General features: G+C 64.0%; 19 protein-coding genes. 7 read left to right on the plus strand and 12 right to left on the minus strand.

Translation table 11 applies throughout. From position 1 onward, the window contains the following. Nucleotides 1-461 precede the first annotated feature (461 nt). From CKO40_RS21975 to CKO40_RS22005, 7 genes are all read right to left on the minus strand, one after another. The gene (locus CKO40_RS21975) at nucleotides 462-1,388 is read right to left on the minus strand and encodes a Tim44 domain-containing protein (protein ID WP_200348596.1); all 927 of its coding nucleotides are present in this window, start codon (nucleotides 1,386-1,388) and stop codon (nucleotides 462-464) included. Between the two features lie 68 nt (nucleotides 1,389-1,456). Beyond that, a complete protein-coding gene (gene ggt / locus CKO40_RS21980; RefSeq protein WP_338074244.1) occupies nucleotides 1,457-3,064 on the minus strand; it encodes a gamma-glutamyltransferase in 1,608 nt (535 codons plus the stop codon). 208 nt (nucleotides 3,065-3,272) lie between these two features. Then, entirely contained in the window at nucleotides 3,273-3,527 is a 255-nt protein-coding gene (locus CKO40_RS21985; protein WP_200348597.1) for a YfhL family 4Fe-4S dicluster ferredoxin, read from the minus strand. A 162-nt stretch (nucleotides 3,528-3,689) separates the two neighbouring features. Continuing rightward, nucleotides 3,690-4,166 carry a pantetheine-phosphate adenylyltransferase gene (gene coaD / locus CKO40_RS21990; RefSeq protein ID WP_338074243.1) on the minus strand — a complete coding sequence of 159 codons (477 nt, stop codon included), beginning with the start codon at nucleotides 4,164-4,166 and terminating at the stop codon, nucleotides 3,690-3,692. A gap of 25 nt (nucleotides 4,167-4,191) precedes the next feature. Then, nucleotides 4,192-4,800: a 16S rRNA (guanine(966)-N(2))-methyltransferase RsmD gene (gene rsmD, locus CKO40_RS21995; RefSeq protein WP_200348599.1), complete on the minus strand. Its 609-nt coding sequence runs from the start codon at nucleotides 4,798-4,800 to the stop codon at nucleotides 4,192-4,194. Further along, complete coding sequence (locus tag CKO40_RS22000) at nucleotides 4,793-6,322, minus strand: M16 family metallopeptidase (protein ID WP_242477254.1); 1,530 nt, start codon at nucleotides 6,320-6,322, stop codon at nucleotides 4,793-4,795. The genes rsmD and CKO40_RS22000 overlap by 8 nt, the downstream gene beginning before the upstream one ends. Further along, nucleotides 6,267-7,676, minus strand: coding sequence for a M16 family metallopeptidase (locus tag CKO40_RS22005; protein ID WP_200348600.1), 1,410 nt, complete (start codon nucleotides 7,674-7,676; stop codon nucleotides 6,267-6,269). The genes CKO40_RS22000 and CKO40_RS22005 overlap by 56 nt, the downstream gene beginning before the upstream one ends. A gap of 153 nt (nucleotides 7,677-7,829) precedes the next feature. On the opposite strand from CKO40_RS22005, the gene ftsY reads away from it, so the two are divergent. The 4 genes from ftsY to rpoH all read left to right on the plus strand — a co-directional run bounded on the left by ftsY (nucleotide 7,830) and on the right by rpoH (nucleotide 11,919). Next, nucleotides 7,830-9,068, plus strand: coding sequence for a signal recognition particle-docking protein FtsY (gene ftsY, locus CKO40_RS22010; RefSeq protein WP_200348601.1), 1,239 nt, complete (start codon nucleotides 7,830-7,832; stop codon nucleotides 9,066-9,068). Beyond that, nucleotides 9,065-9,733 carry a cell division ATP-binding protein FtsE gene (gene ftsE / locus CKO40_RS22015; RefSeq protein WP_200348602.1) on the plus strand — a complete coding sequence of 223 codons (669 nt, stop codon included), beginning with the start codon at nucleotides 9,065-9,067 and terminating at the stop codon, nucleotides 9,731-9,733. Before ftsY ends, ftsE begins: the two co-directional genes overlap by 4 nt. 2 nt (nucleotides 9,734-9,735) lie before the next feature. After that, on the plus strand, nucleotides 9,736-10,719 hold the full coding sequence (gene ftsX / locus CKO40_RS22020) for a permease-like cell division protein FtsX (RefSeq protein WP_200348603.1): 984 nt from the start codon (nucleotides 9,736-9,738) through the stop codon (nucleotides 10,717-10,719). 351 nt (nucleotides 10,720-11,070) lie between these two features. Continuing rightward, complete coding sequence (rpoH, locus tag CKO40_RS22025) at nucleotides 11,071-11,919, plus strand: RNA polymerase sigma factor RpoH (protein ID WP_200348604.1); 849 nt, start codon at nucleotides 11,071-11,073, stop codon at nucleotides 11,917-11,919. A 417-nt stretch (nucleotides 11,920-12,336) separates the two neighbouring features. On the opposite strand, the gene CKO40_RS22030 is transcribed toward rpoH, so the two are convergent. Continuing rightward, on the minus strand, nucleotides 12,337-12,654 hold the full coding sequence (locus CKO40_RS22030) for an antibiotic biosynthesis monooxygenase family protein (RefSeq protein WP_200348605.1): 318 nt from the start codon (nucleotides 12,652-12,654) through the stop codon (nucleotides 12,337-12,339). Nucleotides 12,655-12,737: 83 nt separating this feature from the next. Between CKO40_RS22030 and CKO40_RS22035 the strand changes: the two genes are divergently transcribed. The 3 genes from CKO40_RS22035 to recQ all read left to right on the plus strand — a co-directional run bounded on the left by CKO40_RS22035 (nucleotide 12,738) and on the right by recQ (nucleotide 17,006). Beyond that, nucleotides 12,738-12,932, plus strand: coding sequence for a hypothetical protein (locus CKO40_RS22035; protein WP_200348606.1), 195 nt, complete (start codon nucleotides 12,738-12,740; stop codon nucleotides 12,930-12,932). Between the two features lie 120 nt (nucleotides 12,933-13,052). Further along, on the plus strand, nucleotides 13,053-14,534 hold the full coding sequence (locus CKO40_RS22040; protein ID WP_200348607.1) for a hypothetical protein: 1,482 nt from the start codon (nucleotides 13,053-13,055) through the stop codon (nucleotides 14,532-14,534). 231 nt (nucleotides 14,535-14,765) lie between these two features. Next, entirely contained in the window at nucleotides 14,766-17,006 is a 2,241-nt protein-coding gene (recQ, locus tag CKO40_RS22045) for a DNA helicase RecQ (protein WP_200348608.1), read from the plus strand. Between the two features lie 120 nt (nucleotides 17,007-17,126). On the opposite strand, the gene CKO40_RS22050 is transcribed toward recQ, so the two are convergent. The 4 genes from CKO40_RS22050 to CKO40_RS22065 form a co-directional block, all read right to left on the minus strand. Then, on the minus strand, nucleotides 17,127-17,507 hold the full coding sequence (locus CKO40_RS22050) for a hypothetical protein (protein ID WP_200348609.1): 381 nt from the start codon (nucleotides 17,505-17,507) through the stop codon (nucleotides 17,127-17,129). Nucleotides 17,508-17,638: 131 nt separating this feature from the next. Further along, nucleotides 17,639-17,932 carry a HigA family addiction module antitoxin gene (locus tag CKO40_RS22055; RefSeq protein ID WP_200348610.1) on the minus strand — a complete coding sequence of 98 codons (294 nt, stop codon included), beginning with the start codon at nucleotides 17,930-17,932 and terminating at the stop codon, nucleotides 17,639-17,641. Continuing rightward, nucleotides 17,932-18,225, minus strand: a complete 294-nt coding sequence (locus CKO40_RS22060) for a type II toxin-antitoxin system RelE/ParE family toxin (protein WP_200348611.1) — start codon at nucleotides 18,223-18,225, stop codon at nucleotides 17,932-17,934. The genes CKO40_RS22055 and CKO40_RS22060 overlap by 1 nt, the downstream gene beginning before the upstream one ends. A 381-nt stretch (nucleotides 18,226-18,606) precedes the next feature. Then, the gene (locus tag CKO40_RS22065) at nucleotides 18,607-18,810 is read right to left on the minus strand and encodes a type II toxin-antitoxin system HicA family toxin (protein WP_200348612.1); all 204 of its coding nucleotides are present in this window, start codon (nucleotides 18,808-18,810) and stop codon (nucleotides 18,607-18,609) included. Nucleotides 18,811-19,400: the final 590 nt, after the last annotated feature.

Consider the following 19,400-nt stretch of genomic DNA (forward strand, 5'->3'; position numbering starts at 1 on the left):
TGAGGGGAGAACAAGCCAGCTTCATCAAAGCGTTGCTCTGCAGCGAGGCGTCCATGCGTCCAGAGATCTTCAATGCCGGTCTCCGTGTCTTGTCAGCTGCCATCTCCGAGGATGGCGGGAATTGCTGCTCATACCGCCTTGCTGGTCTTTTCGCTCGCCTTCTTCGTCGCGCCGCCGGTCACATCGCCCGGCTATGCTCCCGGCGACGCTCCTCGAAGGCAAACGACAATCCTGCGCAATTCGGTACGAGCTTTTCCGGCAATCGCCTAAGTGGCTGTCCATTTTCTACTTCCCGATGATCGCCCAGCTCTGGCCCGCAAATCGGGAAGAAGTTGATGGACAGTTTCTAAGCGCTTGTCCGTCACGCCGCCGGCCGACCCCCGGCAATCAAGAGCGCAGCAGCGCGGCGGCGACGAGAAAGCGGGAACGACAGGATGTTCCCGCCCACCCTGGCCGGGCGCTCAGCTCTCGGCTTGCTGAATACCGACGATCACCCAGTCTCCGCTCGGCGTCGCCCAGGGATGCGCGACATGCCAGACCTCATCGAGGTGATTCGCAGCCCCGGTGGCCTCCTCCCGGATGAGGCCGGTGAAACGGATGCTGGCGACCAACCGATCCTCCTCGCGCCTTACACCGAGCAGCTCTGCGTTGAGGGTCACGACCTCGGTGTCATTCGGCGCATCGCCCATCGACTCGCGCTCGCGCTTGAGCTCAGCGAACAGCTCCGGTGAGGTGTAATCGCGGATATCGCGGAAGTCAGATCGATCCCAAGCCGCCTGGAGCCGAATGAAATGGGTCTTTGAGCCCTCGACGAATCCGGCACCGTCAAACCAGTAGGGCACATCGTCAGCCGACGGCGAGAGACCCGCCGCGGAGTGGGCCGTATCGCCGACGCCCCCTCCCGGGGGAGCATGACCACCCATCGGAGGCATCCCGCCGCCGACAGGCCCCCGACCGTAGGGGACCGCGGGGGCTGGGGCCCCTCTCGCCGCGTTGTTGCGACGCAACGTCTTGAACAGCATCACGCCACCGAACACCAATAAGGCAATCAGGAGAAAGTCCATGATCTGGAAGCCTTGAAAGGCGTCCCCAAAGAACAGGGATGCGAGCAGCCCACCCGCTGCCAGACCCGCGAGCGGCCCGAGCCAGCGGCTCGCACCGCTGCGACCCGCCGCCCCTTGGGCCGCCCCCTGACGGGCGGCAGCGCCGGCCTGATCCTGGCGCCCGCTCTGCTGCGACGCCTGCCGCGGCGGCTGCGCCTGACGCGGCATCGAGAATTGCTTGCCAAGACTCCGGCCGCCACCGAATCGCTTCGCATCCGCCGGCTCCGGAGTGAGGGCGGCGCCGGCTACGAACAGGGTCAATAACGCGACGATCAAGGTCTTCATGGGATTCCTCGGTAGAGATAAGCAGATCAACGCTCGCAATCGTATCGAGCGCTTGCGATGAGTTCAGTTTAGGGCGGTGCCGATTCCGGCACCGCACGAACCTCGGCCACGCCGATACCGCGCGGATCGCTGACGGCCTGCACGACGCCTCTGGCGCGATCCCAGGCGATCAGCTGCATGTTGCCGAACCGCCGCTCGCTTGACGACAGGCGATGGCCGCGGGCCGATAGCGCACCCTGGGTCGCTTCATCGAACGCACCGGACTCGAATAGGACCTCATCCGGCAGGTATTGGTGGTGGAAACGCGGCGCCGAAACCCAGCCCTCCGGCTCACCGCCGGCAACAGCGGCCAAGATGCCGTGCAGGACCATCGTAATGATCCGGCTCCCGCCAGGCGTCCCCAGTATGACCACCGAATCTGCCGATGTCGCAAAGGTCGGGCTCATGCTCGAGAGCATGCGCTTGCCCGGAGCGATCGCATTCGCCTCACCGCCCACCAGCCCGTAGGCATTAGGGATACCAGGCTGTGCTGAGAAGTCGTCCATCTCGTCATTCAGCAGCACACCGGTGCCGGGAGGCACGAAGCCGGACCCGAACGGATAGTTGATGCTGAGTGTTGCCGCGACCCGATTGCCTTCGTCATCAAGTATCGAGAAATGGGTCGTATGCGGTCCTTCCGGCCTCGAGGAGACCGGCTGGCTCGGTGTTGCATGTGACGGATCGATGTCGCGGGCCAAACCGGACGCATAGAACGGATGTGTCAACCGTTCGATCGGCATGGTGACCTGATCGGGATCACCCAGATAGCGCGCCCGATCGCGATAAGCCCGCCGCATCACCTCGACGAGCCGGTGAACTCGATCGACCTCGCTGTCCGCCGGCCCGAGACGGGCCTCGAGCGCAGTGAGCATATTCAGCATCTGCACCAGCGCGACCCCACCAGATGAAGGCGGCGCCGCGGAGGTGATCCGCCAGCCCTGATAGTGGCCCACGATCGGCTCGCGCTCGACGACGCGATAGGCCGTCATGTCCTCTAACGACCAGATGCCGCCCGCCGCGCGGGTCCCGGTGACCAACGCCTCGGCAATCGCGCCCTGGTAGAAACCAGCGTGGCCATTCGCAGCAATCGCCTCCAGCACCTTGGCAAGATCGGGCTGGCGGATCAGCAAGCCTTCGGCTGGCACCTCGCCATCGCTCAGGAATTGCCGCGCGGCCGCCGGTGAGGCTCGCAGCACCTCAAGGCGCCAATGCGCCATGCGGCGGTAGATTGGATCGACTGCAAAGCCTTCCCGTGCCAACCGGATCGCTGGGGCGAGGCTCTTGGCAAGCGGGAGCCGGCCGTACTGCTCGCCGATGTGCACGAGCGCGGCCGGCTCGCCGGGGATACCGGCTGCCAAGGGTCCGTTCAGCGATGCCTGCGGATCAAACTGACCATCGGCATCGAGGTACATCGTCGCGGTTGCAGCCAGGGGCGCGCGCTCGCGCCCGTCGACCATCAGATCGCGACCGGTGGACGCCTCATGCAGCAGCCAGAAGCCGCCGCCGCCGAGCCCGGAGCTATAGGGCTCGACCACCGCGAGCGCGGCACTGACCGCAACGGCCGCATCGAATGCGTTACCGCCAGCGGCCAGGATAGCCACCCCGGCCTGAGTCGCAGCAGGATGAGCTGTCGCAATCGCAGCGACCGGCGGTGCGGCCGCTGCCGGTGCACCCTCTTGCGGTGCACCGCCTTCTGGCGAGGCATTCGGGCTTGGCCCGGACTCACCCGCGCCGACCGCGACCGGCAACAGCAGTACCGCCGCCAGCAGCCAGACAGGGTAAGCGATCGAGCGCCACAGGCTCCCGCTGGGAGCCTGGAGATGGCGGGTCAGCACAGAGCCTGGGTCACCCAGTGTCGCCAGTGATCCGCTCGTACTTGGCGCGGAGCTCTTCCTCGGTCTCCTTGTTGTCCGGGTCGACGATGATGCAGTCAACCGGGCATACCTCGACACACTGCGAGGTCTCATAGTGACCGACACACTCGGTGCAGAGGTCGGGCTCGATGACATAGATCTCGTCGCCTTGCGAGATCGCTCCGTTCGGGCACTCAGGCTCGCAGACATCACAGTTGATGCATTCGTCGGTGATTATAAGCGCCATGATGTTACTCCTGCGCGGGAAGATTTCAGAAGATGGATGAAAGGGACTCGGGTCCCGGCCGGGACAACGAACGAGCTTCTGGCGCCCCGCGCTCAGCTGCCAGCTAGGACGCTGCCTAACCTACCCGGTTCGTTCGCGAGCGACATTGGGATGGCGCAAAGTTTATCCAAACCGTTTCTGCAATGCAGCATTAACAGTCGGCGAGACGAACCCCGAGACGTCGCCGCCGAGTCGCGCGATCTGCTTGACCAGCGAGGACGAGATATACGCATACTGCTCCGCCGGGGTCAAAAAGAGCGTCTCGATGTCCGGTGCCATCCGGCGGTTCATCCCGGCAAGCTGGAACTCGTACTCGAAGTCGGAGACCGCACGCAGGCCGCGCATGATCACATGCACCTCCGCGGCGCGGGCAAAATCGACGAGTAGGCCGGAGAACGAGACGACCTCGACGTTCGTCATCGCAGCGCAGACCGACTGGGCCAGCGCGACACGCTCATCAGTCGAGAAGGTCGGCGCCTTGGAGCTGTCGCGCGCCACGGCGACGATGACACGGTCGCAGAGTCGCGCGGCGCGCGCAATCAGGTCACTGTGTCCATTCGTGATGGGGTCGAACGACCCTGGATAGACGACACTTCGCACGGCGTTCGCCCCGCTTTGTCCGTGATCAAAATCCGCGGAGCATACCAAACTCGCGTTGCGGTCGATCGGTCGCCGCCCGCGCCAGGCCATAGTCTACCTGGCCGGCCTGCTTCTGCCGAAACCATTCCCAGGAATCAGGCAGGGGCGGCCATCCAGCGGCCTTATCCACCTCCAGATACACCAGGCCATCGCCGGCAACCCAGCCGCGCGCTGCCAGCACCTCGAGCGCTGGCGTGAGCAATCCGCTGCGGAACGGCGGGTCCAGAAAGCAGATATCAAAGGGCTCGACCGGGGCCTCGGCGAGCCATTGCAGCGCATCCCGGTGGTGCACCGAGACCTGATCCGCACCGAGTCGCCCGAGGTGACTGACAAGCCGCCGCGCGACCGCGCCGCTGCGCTCGATCATCACCACCTCAGCGGCGCCCCTTGAGGCCGCCTCCAGCCCGAGCGCGCCGCTGCCGGCGAAGCAGTCGAGGCAGCGGCAGCCCGCGATCAGCGGTGCCAGCCAATTGAACAGCGTCTCGCGGATGCGGTCGGTGGTCGGTCGCAGGCCCGGCTGAGCGGGCACCGGCAACTGCCGCCCGCGCCAGCACCCACCGATGATGCGCAAGCTGCCCTCTTCCGCCTTACTCACCCGCGTCCGTCACCGCAGCGCCCGCAGCCACACCGGGACCCGAGGCGAGGCCGCCCGCTCCGGCCGTTGGCGCTTGAGCCGGGCCGTCGACAGAGGCGGCGGATTCCGATGCCGGCCCGGATGCCGGCTCGGATGCCGGCTCAGATTCAGCGCCACCGACCATCACCAACGCCAGCTGCGACGGATCGATGCGCCGCTGGAACGCCTCGCGGATCTGCTCTGCGGTCACAGACCGAATCCGCTCCGGGAAGCGGTCGAGGTAATCGAGCGGCAGGTCATAGAAGCCGATCACCGACAGATAACGCACGATCTTGCTATTGCCGGCGATGCGCAGCGGAAAACCGCCGGTGATGTTCTTGACCGCGGCCTCGAGCTCTTCGTCGGTCGGCCCGCGCTCGATAAACCGAGCGAGCGTCGCGAGCATCACCTCCTTCGCCTGCTCCGCCTGCGCGTTCTGCGTTTGCAGCCCCATCAGGAAGGGCCCTTTGCGCGCGAGCGGCAGGAAGTAGCTGTAGACGGAGTAAGAGAGGCCGCGGTCCTCACGGACCTTCTCCATCAGCAGCGAGACCAGCCCGCTACCGCCCAGGATATGATTGCCCAGATAGAGCGGAAAGTAGTCAGGATCACCGCGTCGCATCCCGGGCTGCCCCGCGTAGAGGTGTGTCTGGCTCGATGGGAAGGCGACCTGCCTCGTCGACGGCTGGCCGAGCTGCGGAACCGGCGGCAGCGGCGGCGCCGGGCCGGCACTAGGCAGATCGGCCGTGATCCGCGCGGCCAGCGCCTCGGCCTGCGCGCGATCGAGCGCACCAACGATGGCAACGGTCGCGTTCGGTGCGGCGTAGAAACGCTGATGAAAGCGACGCAGGTCCTCGACCGCCATCGCAGCAACCGATTCGGTTGTGCCGCTCGGGTCCGAGGCATAGGGATGATCGCCGAAGATCGCCCGATACAGGGCCTTCTGACCGACATCGCCCGGGTCCTGCTCTGCCAAGCGCAGACCGATGAGCCGATTCTGCCGGACGCGTTCGAACTCTTCGGCGTTGAAGGTCGGCTCCGAGAGGACCTTCTGCAGGATATCCACCGCCACCTCGAGCGCCTCGGCCTCAGTCAGCGACCGCAGCTGCGCGAAGCCGGTGTCCCGGCTGGCGCCGGTGCTCAGTTCGGCCCCCACCGACTCGATGCGCTCGGCGATCGCATCGGCATCGAGCTCGCCAGCGCCTTCGGTCAACATCGACGCGGTCAGCGAGGCCAAGCCAGGCAGCGACCCGTCGTAAGCGCTGCCGGCGGCGAAGACGACGCGAACGTCGACCATCGGCAGCTCCGGCGCCGGAACGAACAGGACCTCGGCACCGGCAGCCGTCTCCCATGCCTGGATCGCCGGCACAGCCCGGGCCGGCTGCCACCCGAGTCCGACGAGCGCGACCAGCGCGCCGCCCAGAACTCGACCTATCAGTGATGATTCCCGCCTAGTGGACATGTCCGCCCCCCAGCTGCGATAGCGTCGCTGCTTGCGCTGCGTCATCGGCGATCGGTTCCGGCTCGAGGCGCGCCACCGAACGGTTCTCAGTGGTCAGATAGCGGTTCGCGACCGTCTGGATCTGCTCGGGCGTCACCTCTGAAAGCCGGTCGACGTACTGATCGACCAGCTCCCAGCCAAGCCCGACGGTCTCGAACTGCCCCAACAGCATCGCCTGATAGAAGACGCTATCGCGCTCATAGACCTTGCCAGCGATCAGTTGACGGCGGATACGCGACAGCTCCTGCTCGCTGACGGGCTCGGTCTTCAATCGTTCGACCTGCGCCAGCAGCGCCTGCTCGAGCGTCTCGATCGACTTGCCCTTGGCCGGCGTGCCGTCGATCACCAGCATGCCAGACAGCCGGCTAAACGCGTTGTAGCTGGCCCCGGCCGAGGCCGCCACGCGCTGCTCACGAACCAGCTCGCGGCTAAAGCGTGACGAGTCGCCGCCATCGAGCACCGAGACCAGCATCTCCAGCGCATAGGGCTCCCAGGGCGTCTCAGCATCGCGCAGGGCCGGGGTCTTCCACCCCATCAGCAGGTACGGCTCCTTGGCCGGAGCCGAGACGCGGAGGCGCTTCTCACCGTGCTGCGGAGGCTCCTGGCGCGGCCGCGGCAGCAGCGCGGGGCCGGGCTGGAGCGGACCAAAGTGCTTCTCCGCCAGCGCGAACACCGCGTCGGGCTCGACATCGCCGACGACCACCAAGGTCGCGTTGTTTGGCGCGTACCACATCCGGTACCAATCGCGGAGGGTTTCGACCGACATGCTGTCGAGATCGCTTGGCCAACCGATGATCGGGTTGCGATAAGGCGAGGCCGCATAGGCCGTCGCATTGAACTGCTCAAAGGTTAGGGCCTTGGGGTCATCGTCGGTGCGCAACCGACGTTCCTCCTTGACCACCTCGATCTCCTTCGCGAACTCCTCGGCCGGCAGGGCGAGATGGCGCATCCGATCGGCCTCGAGCTCGAACGCCACCTCTAGCCGGTCTGCGGCAAGGGTCTGAAAGTAGGCGGTATAGTCGCGACCGGTGAACGCATTCTCGTCACCACCGTTCCGGGCAATGATGCGCGAGAATTCACCCGGCTCGAGCCGCTCGGTCCCCTTGAACATCATGTGCTCGAGGGCATGCGAAACACCGGTGATGCCCCCATGTTCGTAACTTGAGCCGACCTTGTACCAGACCTGCGAGGTCACGATTGGGGCGCGATCATCCGGTTTCACAAGGACCTTGAGCCCGTTGCCCAACACACGCTCGTGGACCGGGGCACTCAGCGCCGCGGCGGGGTCTACGGCTGCAGAGGCATCCAGCGCCGTCGCGAGCAACAGCGCCGCGAGTGATGCAAGTCGATGTCTTAACATTCGGGGTCAGTCTATCCAGTCAGTTGCATAGTTGCCGTTTGGCCGGAGAAGTGGCGGCATCGCCGCGTTGTTACAATGCGACCGGTCGCCACCAGCGTCCAGAGCGGCCCCACCGTCGCCTTGCATCTACTAGTTGAGTCGTCAGAGCTGAACATGTTCGGATTCGGAAAGAAAAAGCGCCGAGATCAGGCCGAGGAAGCGGCCGTCGAGACACTGGAGCCGGAAGCCCATAAGGAGCCCGGGCCGCAGCCGAAACCGCCAGGGCGCGAGAGCTCAGTGCCGACCCAGGGCCCTAATGAAGGGGCGGCTCAGGGTGCAGCGCCGACCCCCGTGCGGCCTCAGCCCGCCGACACGCCCGCGGACGGCGGTGCCGACGAGGTTGATGACCCCTACGACCTGCTGCCTGGCCAGGGGCGACTCGGCGATGCAATCGCCCGGGCTGCGGCCCGGCGGGAGGAAGAGGCCGCCCAGAAGCGGCGCCTCTTCGCCGGGCTCAAGTCCGGTCTGGCGCGCACGCGCGCCGTGCTGAACGCCGATATCGGCGATCTCGTCTCCGGGCGCACCGAGATCGACGAGGACCTGCTCGAAGAGCTCGAGATGCTCCTGCTTGCCGCCGATGTCGGCGTCCCGGCAACACGCCGCATCATCGACGACCTCGCCTATCGTGTGAAACGCCGCGAGGCACTCGAGCCCGATACATTCCTTTCGGCCCTGCGCCGCGAGCTCGCCGCACTGTTGGTGAGCAGCCAGAGCCCCGTCAAGCAGGCTGCGCCCGGCCGGCCGCAGGTGGTCCTGATGGTCGGCGTCAATGGGGCCGGCAAGACGACAACGATCGGCAAGCTCGCGCGCCAGCTCCAGGACGAAGGCAACAGCGTGATGCTCGCGGCTGGAGACACCTTCCGTGCGGCTGCGGTCGAGCAGCTGCAGGAATGGGGAGCGCGCAATCAGGTGCCGGTCATCGCGCAGCATACCGGCGCTGATCCTGCCTCGGTCATCTACGATGCGTTGCAGGCCGCGACCTCGCGCGGGACCGATGTGCTGATCGCCGACACCGCCGGACGGCTGCATACCAAGTCCAACCTGATGGAGGAGCTGAAGAAGATCGCCCGTGTGCTCAAGAAGCTCGACCCGGACGCGCCCCACGAGGTGATGCTCGTGGTCGACGCCAGCGCCGGCCAGAATGCTCTCCAGCAGGCGATCCAGTTCAACGAGGCCCTGCCGCTGACCGGCATCACGCTGACCAAGCTCGACGGGACCGCCAAGGGCGGGATCATCTTTGCGATCGCCGAACGGCTCGATGTCCCGTTCCGTTTCATCGGGGTTGGCGAGAAGGTCGAAGACCTGCGTCACTTCGACCCCGAGACCTTCCTCGATGCCCTGCTCAGTCCGTGATCGAGTTCACGCACGTCAGCAAGCGCTTTCGCGAACGCGGCGATGCCCTAAAGGACCTGAGCTTTTCGCTGCAAGCCGGGGAGATGGCGTTCCTCACCGGCCATTCCGGGGCCGGCAAGAGCACCCTGCTCAAGCTGATCGGCCTGATCGAGCGCCCGACCCGCGGCCAGATCGTCGTCGATGGCCGCTCGCTTGGCGATCTGCCAAGGCGCCGCATCCCGTTCCACCGGCGCCGAATCGGCATGATCTTTCAGGATCATCGGCTGCTGAACGACCGCAGTGTCTACGATAACGTTGCGCTTCCGTTGGCCGTCACCGGCATGTCGGGGCGTGAGATCGGCCGGCGCGTGCGTGCCGCGCTCGACCAGGTCGGGCTGCTTGCCTTCGAGCGCGCCCGCCCGGTCGCCCTCTCCAGCGGCGAGCAACAGCGTATCGGCATCGCCCGCGCGGTCGTCGCCAGACCGCCATTGATCCTCGCCGACGAGCCAACCGGGAACCTCGATCCCGAACTCTCGAGTGAGATCTACGACCTGTTCGAGCGCTTCCATGAGGTCGGCGTCACCCTGCTGATCGCAACCCACGACCAAGAGCGCGTTGCCCGGATGGCGCACCGGATCATGCGCCTTCATCAGGGCCGGCTCGTAGCCGACTCCGGCAATTGGTAGGCATGCCAAGACGCCGCACCGTAGCCAACACCGCGCGCCGGCGACAGCTGAAGGGCCCGCATCCGCCGCGTTTATCGGCCTGGCTCGCGCAGCATCGCAAGAGCGCCGGCTCAACGCTGCAGCAGCTGCTGAGACAGCCGGTCGCGACACTGATGACGGCCGCCGTCGTCGCGATTGCGCTGGCGTTGCCGACCGCCCTGTTCGTCGTCGCCGAGAACGTCAAGGCGCTCGGTGGCGACTGGCAGCCCAGCGCAGCGGTCTCATTATTCCTCGAGACCGGCATCGATGAGACCGCCGGCGCAGCGCTGAAGCGGCAGATCGCAGACGATCCGGCGGTGACATCGGTCGAGCTGATCTCGCGGGCGGAAGGGCTGACCGAGTTCCGCGAATACAGTGGCCTCGGCAGTGCCGTCGATCAGCTGATCGCGAATCCGCTCCCAGTCGTGCTCGAGGTGCATCTGCGCCCCAGCGCGCTCGAGGAGACGGTACTCGAACCGCTGCTGAGCAGGCTGCAGTCGATGCCCGAGGTCCAATTCCTGCGCGAGGACGCCGAATGGGCACAGCGCTTCGAGGCGATGCTGGAGCTGTTGCAGTCCGGGGCCGCGCTGCTGGCCATATTGTTGGGTCTCGGCGTGCTGTTGGTTGTCGGCAATACCATCCGGTTGGAGATCGAGAACCACCGCGAGGCGATCCGCATCCTCTGTCTGGTCGGCGCCACCGCCGCCTTCGCTCGCCGCCCCTTCCTCTATAGTGGCGCTTGGTATGGGCTCCTGGGCGGAAGCCTGGCCTGGTTGCTCGTCTCCGCGATGATCTGGCTGCTTGAAGGGCAGGTCGCCCATCTCGCATCGCTCTATCACACCAGCTTCGCACTGCGCGGCCTCGGGCCGGCCGAGGTGCCGCTGCTGCTCGCGAGCAGTACGCTGCTCGGCGTCCTTGGCAGCTGGATCGCAACCGCCCGCCACCTCGGCATCGCCGACGCGCCCTGATGCGGCTCGGGCCGCGCTTAGGCAACCGTCGAGCACCCAACCCAGCCGAAGACACGATCAGCCGGATTGGTCAACGTGAAATGCGCACCGACCCATCGAATTTTTCGATCGTTCTGACCAGAAAGCGCGCTGCTTGAACCGAACTCTCGGCCTTGATCCCCATCAAAACCGGGGACTTGCCACAAAACCGTCCTGCAATTGGTGGATCAGCCGACCCATCTCGGTTAATGTCCATCCTTTGCAACAGGAACTTTCCGTTCAAAGCCTGCTCGAAAACCCCGTCGCGGCCATTGTCAAACGTCGCAGAACTTGCTAGCATCATTCCCGAGCAAAACACTAGGGTATTCCATCATGAGCAACGACATCGCGGCCATCGGATCGTTATCGACCGGCAACATCGACACCTACATCTCGAGCGCCTATCAGATCCCCGTCCTGACCGCTGAGGAGGAGCACTCCCTCGCTATCAGGCTCCGTGACAACGGCGACATGATGGCGGCACGGCGGTTGGTGCTGTCTCACCTGCGCTTCGTGATTCGCATCGCCCGCGGCTATCTCGGCTACGGGCTGCCGCTGCCCGACCTGATCCAGGAAGGCACCGTTGGGCTGATGAAGGCCGTGCGACGCTTCGAGCCTGATATTGGCGTGCGGCTGGTGTCCTTCGCAGTGCACTGGATTCGTGCCGAGATCCACGAATACATCCTGCGTAACTGGCGCATCGTGAAGGTGGCCACCACCAAGGCCCAGCGTAAGCTGTTCTTCAACCTCCGCAGCTCGAAGAAGCGGCTCGGCTGGTTCAGCAAGCAGGAGGTCGACGAGGTCGCTGCCGACCTCGGTGTCAAGCCCGAGACCGTCCTCGAGATGGAGTCACGACTGTCGAGCCACGACATGGCCTTCGACGGTCACGACGATGATGATGACGAGGCCCCAACGGCACCGTCCACCTATCTGCCAGATACCCGGATGGAACCGGCCGCTGCACTCGAGCGCGAAGACAACGACGGTTGGCAGCGCGAACGGCTGTTCGCCGCGCTCGAGCAGCTCGATGAACGCAGCAAGACGATCCTGCGCGAGCGCTGGCTCAATGAGCGCAAGCAGACGCTCCACGAGCTTGCCCAGCAATTCAACGTCTCAGCGGAGCGCATTCGCCAGATCGAGAAGAATGCGATGAACAAGCTTCGCGTTCAGCTCGAGCTCTAACATTGCAATCGGCGAGGGACCGCCGGCTCGATTCGGCACTGGGCTCGATCCAGCTCTCCACCCGATCTTGCCCCGATCTTGCCCAGGATCGATTGGCCATTCTCCGCGAGACGATCCTGCGACCTCGGGTCGGTCGCGCCCCGGGAACCTCATCGATCGCGGGCTGATGTGGAAGCGACATCGGCTAACCTTAGAGGCCCTATCAAAACGCCCGGCTAGCCCGCACAAGCTGCTGATTTACTAGGCCATAGAGGGCATTCTGTGAGTGCTTCTCAAGGCCATGGGGATCAGCAATCTGCTCGGGCGAGTTGGCGGCTATCCAGGATCGGCGTTCGACCTGATGTCCTAGAAGTCCATTTCCGACTTGTAGGCACCTCAAACCGGGCAGTCGGTTAAACGGTGCCGAGCAACATCCAATCAGTCCAAGCCGTGGCCTTCTGCGCTGATGATCACCTCGAATGATTCGAGGCGTCCTTCAGCCGCATACGCCTCCCTCGGCAACGGGTTGGTGTGAGCCTGGCGAAAATCGTCGGAATCCAGCCAGGCATCGAAGGCGGCGCGGTCCTTCCAAACTGTCTGCACCAGATAAGGTGCCTCTTCGGTCATCGGCCGCATCACGGCCATCCGCACGAATCCCGGCTGACGCTCGACTTGACCCGCGCGCTTGCGAAAACGCTCTTCGAATGCCTCATGCCAATCCGGCGCGACCGGAACCCGGTTTATCACACAGAACATCTGCATCTCTCCTCGGTTGGGATTCGGCGTCTCTCGGTTCATACTTGGCCTCTCATCCGACACTGCGAGGCCACACCAGACCCATGCCACTGTTCCAGGTTCAAACCTTGTTTGCCGTACTGGTCCTGCTCAGCACGATCAATACCAGCGGCTGTGCGGGCACACAGCAGACTGTTTCAGAGCATACCCGACGCAGCACAGACCGCGGGTCTGACGTGACCGACGGTATCACCGTCTATGGCACGCTGTCCGCATCGATCTCCCATATTGAACACTGATCGGTTACATCGATGGTACTCGCGATCTCTAGACGTCTCATTGCTCTTCTCCACCGCCGAGCAGAACCGGCAGGGCCATGGATCGGGTCATTCAAACGCTGGCCGCTGATTGCACTCCTCATGGTCGTCGCAATGCCGGCCGGCGCCGGGGTCCCGGCAACCCCGGTGATGACCCTCTACCAGTTCAACGGTCCCATCGAGATCCCCTACTACCGTATCGCTGCCAACGGCCCCGGGCGCCAGGCCGGCAGCCTGACCCAGGGCACCTCGGTGATCCCCTGTGTCGTCGTACGTAATGGGCGAGCGCTGACCGACGCCAAGGGCACGCCCTATGTGGGGTTCGAGGTCGTCGTCGACCCGAGAAAGGATCGCGGCCCATCGGCCACGCGTCGGTTCGAGGAGCAATTCGCGGCACGCGAGGCCAAGACGGTCGACAACCATCATTGCGGCCCCGAGGTCCGCCACGTGCTCAACGTGCGCAAGCTCTATGTGCTCAGCAAGCCGCCCTTTTTCGACCCCCCCGGCCGCGGCGATCGCGAGGCCGCCGAGCGCGCAGGCAAGAGTCAGCTCGACAAGATCGTCCGCAGCTTCCACAACTCGCCTGAATGCGCCGCGGTCAACGAGTCCTTGCTTGGGCGTCGCGCCCGACTCGAACGGGCCTGGGACAGATTCATCGCCGCTCATGACCAACGCTGGGACAAGACCACGCTCGCGCGCGCCAAGCACCTCGACTATGCGATGCGCACTGCAATCTATGAGGGCCATCTAGACCGCGGCTGCTCCGCCTACGGCGCCTGCGAGCGCAATGTCGTTGTGCTATCGATCCGCAACCGCGCCGTCGGCCAGTGTCTGAAGCGCCAGGGCTGCCGCTTCCCCGGCGACTTCCAGGGCGTGGCCTCAGACCCGTCCCAATACAATATCTGGGATGGCTATCTGACCCAGATCTCGGGGCTCACCGCCTGCTACCTGCGCACCGACCTCGCCGAGCGCGACCATTACGACCGTGTGCAGGCGATGTACGCGCAGAGCGTCGGCGACGCCGAGGCGATCCTCTATGGCGGCGCGAACGCGCTGACCCGTGTCTTCCCGGACACGAGCCCCAGCGAGCTCGCCGAGCTCCGCCACTATTACCATCCGCCCGCGATGGGCAAATGCTTTCCGCAGCGCGACCGGATCGAGTACATGTCCGGAGCGATCGCTGAGAAGGGCCCGGATCATGTGCTGATCGCCAATACCCGCATCGAGGTCGGCGAGCGCGTCGGCAGCGGCTACCGCTTCAAGGAGTTCCGTTTCGACCAAGAGGATTCGGGCGATAAGATCCGCATCGAGGACAACTACCCCGGCTTCGTCGTCGACGGCCGCAAGGTCAGCCTGCGCGGCGGTGGCGGCTGCACCGCCTACGGGGTCTCGAGCGGCTGCCGTTTCTCCAACGTCGGCCGCTACCGCCGCACGCCAAGCTGGCTCACCGCTGGCAAACCGCTCGCGCTCACCTGCAGTATCGAGGACACAGGTGCCTCCTGCGGCGATAACGGCCAGACCAAACGCATCACCGTCGGCGGCGCCTGCGATGTTGATATGATGCCGGTGTCACGGGTGCGTTGACCCATGGCCCGCTGAGCCGGTTCGCTGCATCCGCTGTGCGGCCTGCACGCAACGCAACGGCCTGATCGCGGCGCGCCCTGCTAGGCGCCGAACCCAACGCCGAAACCAGCGCCGCGTCCGGCGCCGCGCTCGCTGACAGGCGCCAAGGTCGCTTGAACCGGGCCGCGGATAAGGGGCAATCTCAAGCGCGAATCGAGTGAGATTGGAATGGTTTCCACGCGCGAAGCACCGATGGACGCAACAACTGCCGCATCCAGCGCGCTCGAGGTCCTGAGCCGGACCTTCGGCTTCCCGAACTTCCGGGGTGCTCAGGAGCAGATCATCGGTCATGTCGCCGGCGGCGGCGATGCACTGGTGCTGATGCCGACCGGCGGCGGCAAGTCGCTCTGCTACCAGATCCCGGCCCTGCTGCGCGACGGGACCGGGATCGTCGTCTCACCGCTGATCGCGCTGATGCAGGACCAGGTCCAGGCACTGCGGCAGCTTGGGCTGCGCGCGGCCTTCCTGAACTCGACCCTTGCTCTCGACGAGCAGCGCCAGGTCGAGCAGAGGCTGCTTGCCGGCGAGCTGGACCTGCTCTACGTCGCCCCCGAGCGACTGCTCACCGAGCGCTTCCTCAGCCTGCTCGATCAGGCGCAGATCGCGCTGTTCGCGATCGACGAGGCCCACTGCGTCTCGCAATGGGGGCACGACTTCCGTCCCGAGTACGTGCAGCTCAACATCCTGCACGAGCGTTGGCCGACCGTGCCGCGCATCGCGCTGACCGCAACCGCCGACAGTCCAACCCGTAACGAGATCGTCACCCGGCTCGATCTCGGCCGCGCCGAGCAGTTCGTCTCCAGCTTCGACCGGCCCAACATCCGCTATCGGATCGTCGAGAAACAGAACCCGCGCCAGCAATTGCTTCGCTTCCTGCGCGAGGAGCACCCGAACGATGCCGGCATCGTCTACTGCCTGTCGCGGCGCCGCACCGAGGAGACCGCCGACTTCCTCGCCGCCAACGGCTTCCCGGCCCTGCCCTACCATGCCGGCCTGAGCAGCGAGGTCCGCCGCGCCCATCAGGCCGAGTTCCTGAACGGTGAAGGGGTGATCATCTGCGCGACCATCGCCTTCGGGATGGGCATCGACAAGCCCGACGTGCGCTTCGTCGCCCACCTCGACCTGCCCAAGAGCATCGAGGCCTACTATCAGGAGACCGGCCGCGCCGGCCGCGACGGGCTGCCAGCCGATGCCTGGCTGACCTACGGCCTCAATGACGTCGTCACCCTGCGCCGTCTGATCGAGGATTCTGAGGCCGACGAGCGCTTCAAGCGGGTTGAGCTGCACAAGCTCAACGCCCTGCTGGGTCTCTGCGAGACCACCCGCTGCCGGCGCCAGGTCCTGCTCGATTACTTCGGCGAGACCGGCACCGACGCCTGCGGCAACTGCGACACCTGCCTGACGCCGGTCGAGTGTTATGACGGCACTGTCGTCGCCCAGAAGGCGCTCTCCTGCATCTACCGCACCGAGCAGCGCTTCGGCGCCGGCTACCTGGTCAACGTGCTGCTCGGCAAGGCCGATGCGCGCATCCGCCGCTTCGGCCATGACCGTGTCAGCACCTTCGGCATCGGCACCGAACTCAGTGCCGAGCAATGGAAATCGGTCTACCGGCAGCTCGTCGCCGCCGGGCTGATCAAGGTCGATGTCGAGGGCCACGGCGGACTGCAGCTCAACTGGGAGCGATGCCGCCCGATCCTGCGCGGCGAGCAGCGGATCGATCTGCGCCGCGATCCGGACCGCAAGCACAACCGTGGCGAGCGCCGCGAGCCGACCCCGGCACCCGCCGACCCAGAGGCCAACGCGCTCTGGGAGCGCCTGCGCGCCCGTCGCCGCACGCTGGCCAGCGAGCAGGGCGTGCCGCCCTACACGGTCTTCCAGGACGCGACACTGCGCGAGCTGGTGACCTATCGGCCGCGCAACCGCGACGAGCTCGGCCGCATCAGCGGCTTCGGCGTCGCCAAACTGCAACGCTATGGCGAAGCGTTGCTCGCCGAGCTCCAGGCCCATGAGGCCGAGCACGGGCGCCCGGCACAGATCCCCGAGCTGCCGCCAGAGAAGCTCCGCAGGCAGGGCACCGCGAGCGCAACGCCGGCGGACAAGGGACGCGTCGGGCAAAGCGGACTCAGTGATACCGTCCGCACGACCCTGCAGCTGGTTCGCTCCGGCGCCTCCGTCGACGAGATCGCCCGCCGCCGCGAGCTCAAACCGACCACGATCTACACCCACCTCGCCCGCTGCATCGACGAAGGCGAGCTCGCGCTGCGCGATGCGGTCGCACTTTCGGACTACGAGATCAACACCATTCGTTACGCCCTCGAGCAGGTCCCGGCCGACTCGCCGATGGCCTTGAAGCCGGCATACGAGGCGCTGAACGGCGAATACGACTACGGCGTCCTGCGTTGCGTGCGGGCCGCGATGGAAACCGCTAACTGAGGATCGCCAGGCCGCCGTGCCGCCCGGCACGCGGACGGCCAACCCCCCTTAGCCGGCCGCACACGCCGACCCTCGACGATGATCTGGCTCGATCGGGTACTGTGCGGACACGAAACAGTCCTAACCAAAATGCTCCCGGAAACCCTGTTTCGCTTCGCCGATCAGCGCCAGCAACTGATCCTCGGAGACACGCACCACGTCGATACCCAGTCTCTCCGCTTCAGCGGCCAGCGCCGTTCCAGGATGCGCCTTCGGCAAGAACAGCGTCTTCGGCAATTCCTCCTTATGCGCTTGCCCCTCTTTCAGTAGCCGGCGCACCTCCTGCTCACCCAGCTCGACCTTACCCGCTTTCAAAGGGACCGAGCTCAGAATGAAGCAGCTCGCCGCGTCCATGAGCACGAAGAAGTCGAAGTCGCCGTCCTGCTCGGTTTGGATCGGCTCGTCATTCAGCCTGAACGCAATCCACGCCTCGTTCACCTGAAATTGATCTGGATGAAGCATGATGAATAACAGTCGACAGTCAGAGTGAATGGATCGAAGCTCTCAGCCCGTTGTTGGGCGCTCGACACTCGGCTTTTTCTGACATGCACCGATTAGCAGAACGCCAGACAAAACTGCTCTTCGAAACCGCCTTACGCTGCCCGGAACTCAACCTTTTCCACCGCATCCAAATTGACCGACTTTCGGGCCTGCCACAGATCATAGTTGTCTTGCATCTTGAGCCAGCTTTCCGGGCTACGGCCCAGAGCTTTGGAGAGACGAAGCGCCATTTCTGAGCTGATGCCACTGCTGCCATTCAGCACACGAGTGAGTGTGGATGGCGAGACACCAAGCTTTGCGGCCAGTTGCCGCCCAGTGATTTCAAAGGGCTCAAGGTAGACCTCGCGAATGAACTCGCCGGGGTGCGGAGGATTGTGCATGGCCATTAGTGATAATCCTCATAGTCGAGCACATACGCGTGTCCGTCTCGGAATTCGAACGTAATGCGCCAGTTGCCATTAACCCAGATAGACCACCGCCCCATATCTGCGCCTTTCAGTTCGTGCAGCTTGAAGCCTGGGATATCCATATCTTCGGCGGTGGTTGCAGTGTCCAAAGCCACAAGCTGCATCCTCAGTCGCTTCGCGTGCTCGGGCTGGATTCCGGACACCTTCCCAGTGTCATAGAACCCAGTGTCATAGAACTTCTTCAGCCCTTTGTGGCGAAATGACTTGATCATGCGCCAAGCTTAGCATGTTGCGCACCACGCAGCAACATGCACTAACTCGACGCCTAACGTTTGGAATAAGCCGACCCAAAAAGTGCGCGCATTCCAGCGCTGAAAGTTAGGGCCGACTTAGACGCGCGTTTTTTGGGTCGGCTTTATTCAGTTGTTGGGCGATTTATGCGACTTCGCTCATCGGGCGAACTCTCGGTTCCGGTAACGAACGACCCTCAGCATTGAAATGGTCGATCACATCCTGAATCACCTCGCATAACTCTCCGTAGAGGAGAACGGGATTTTCTCCATGAATTCCTGTTATAAGATCTGGGCATTTTCCAATGTAAACCTGATCATCCTCGTTCCATTCAACCCATTTGTGGTATCTGTCAAGGTCTTTCATTTCTGCACCACATTAATTGCTTGTGCAACTTGCTTTTCTTGATATTTCTTAGCATCGTCACTGAGTTTGCCACTCACCGTTACCGCACCGGGATATTTTGAGTGCACCAATTTCCGGTGAGAGCCTTTGCCTGCACCTGGAATTTCGGTGAAGCCGGCATCTTTCAGCGACTTTAAAAGATCACGGATTTTCTGGGGCATTCACGGATCCCATTTGGTGTTCTCGCCCAACGTCACGAATAAGCCGACGCATACTGTGCCTCCCACTAAGCTTGAATCCTACACCAAGGCGCAACGGAAAAGTATGCGGTCGGCTTGATGCGAATGTTGGGTGACAGAACATCGCTTTGAGTTTGTTTTGCGCAACGTAGACTCTAGTCAACCTTATTCACAGATCCCCTACTCATTGCCACCAGCAGCATTCACTGTGCGTGTGAAATCTAGCGCAGCAGCCCATGGATCCGGGCCAATGCAAGTATTGTCCTTACAGAATGTCCTGATGACGAACCGGTAACCATCAGCCCCTATTGGTTCTTTAACGACCTTGACAGCAAGACGACTATACGAGGTTGAATTGTATGTTTCGAGAATTGTATCAGTCGGGCCTTGATCACAACTCCGCCCAAAACCCAGCACAGCGCTGCGAGATGAGCGAGAAGGGGGCATGGCAGAACCCCCGAAATCTCTTACCCTTGGAAGTGGAAGCTCACCGAGGGTCAAGAGCGATGTCCGAAGGCTCTGCCACTGATGACTTTAGTCCAGTCCTGGCGGCTTCGCCAGAGGCGCGGCGA

Origin of the sequence: Halochromatium glycolicum, assembly GCF_016584085.1 — a bacterium.
Classification (GTDB): Bacteria; Pseudomonadota; Gammaproteobacteria; order Chromatiales; family Chromatiaceae; genus Lamprobacter; species Lamprobacter glycolicus.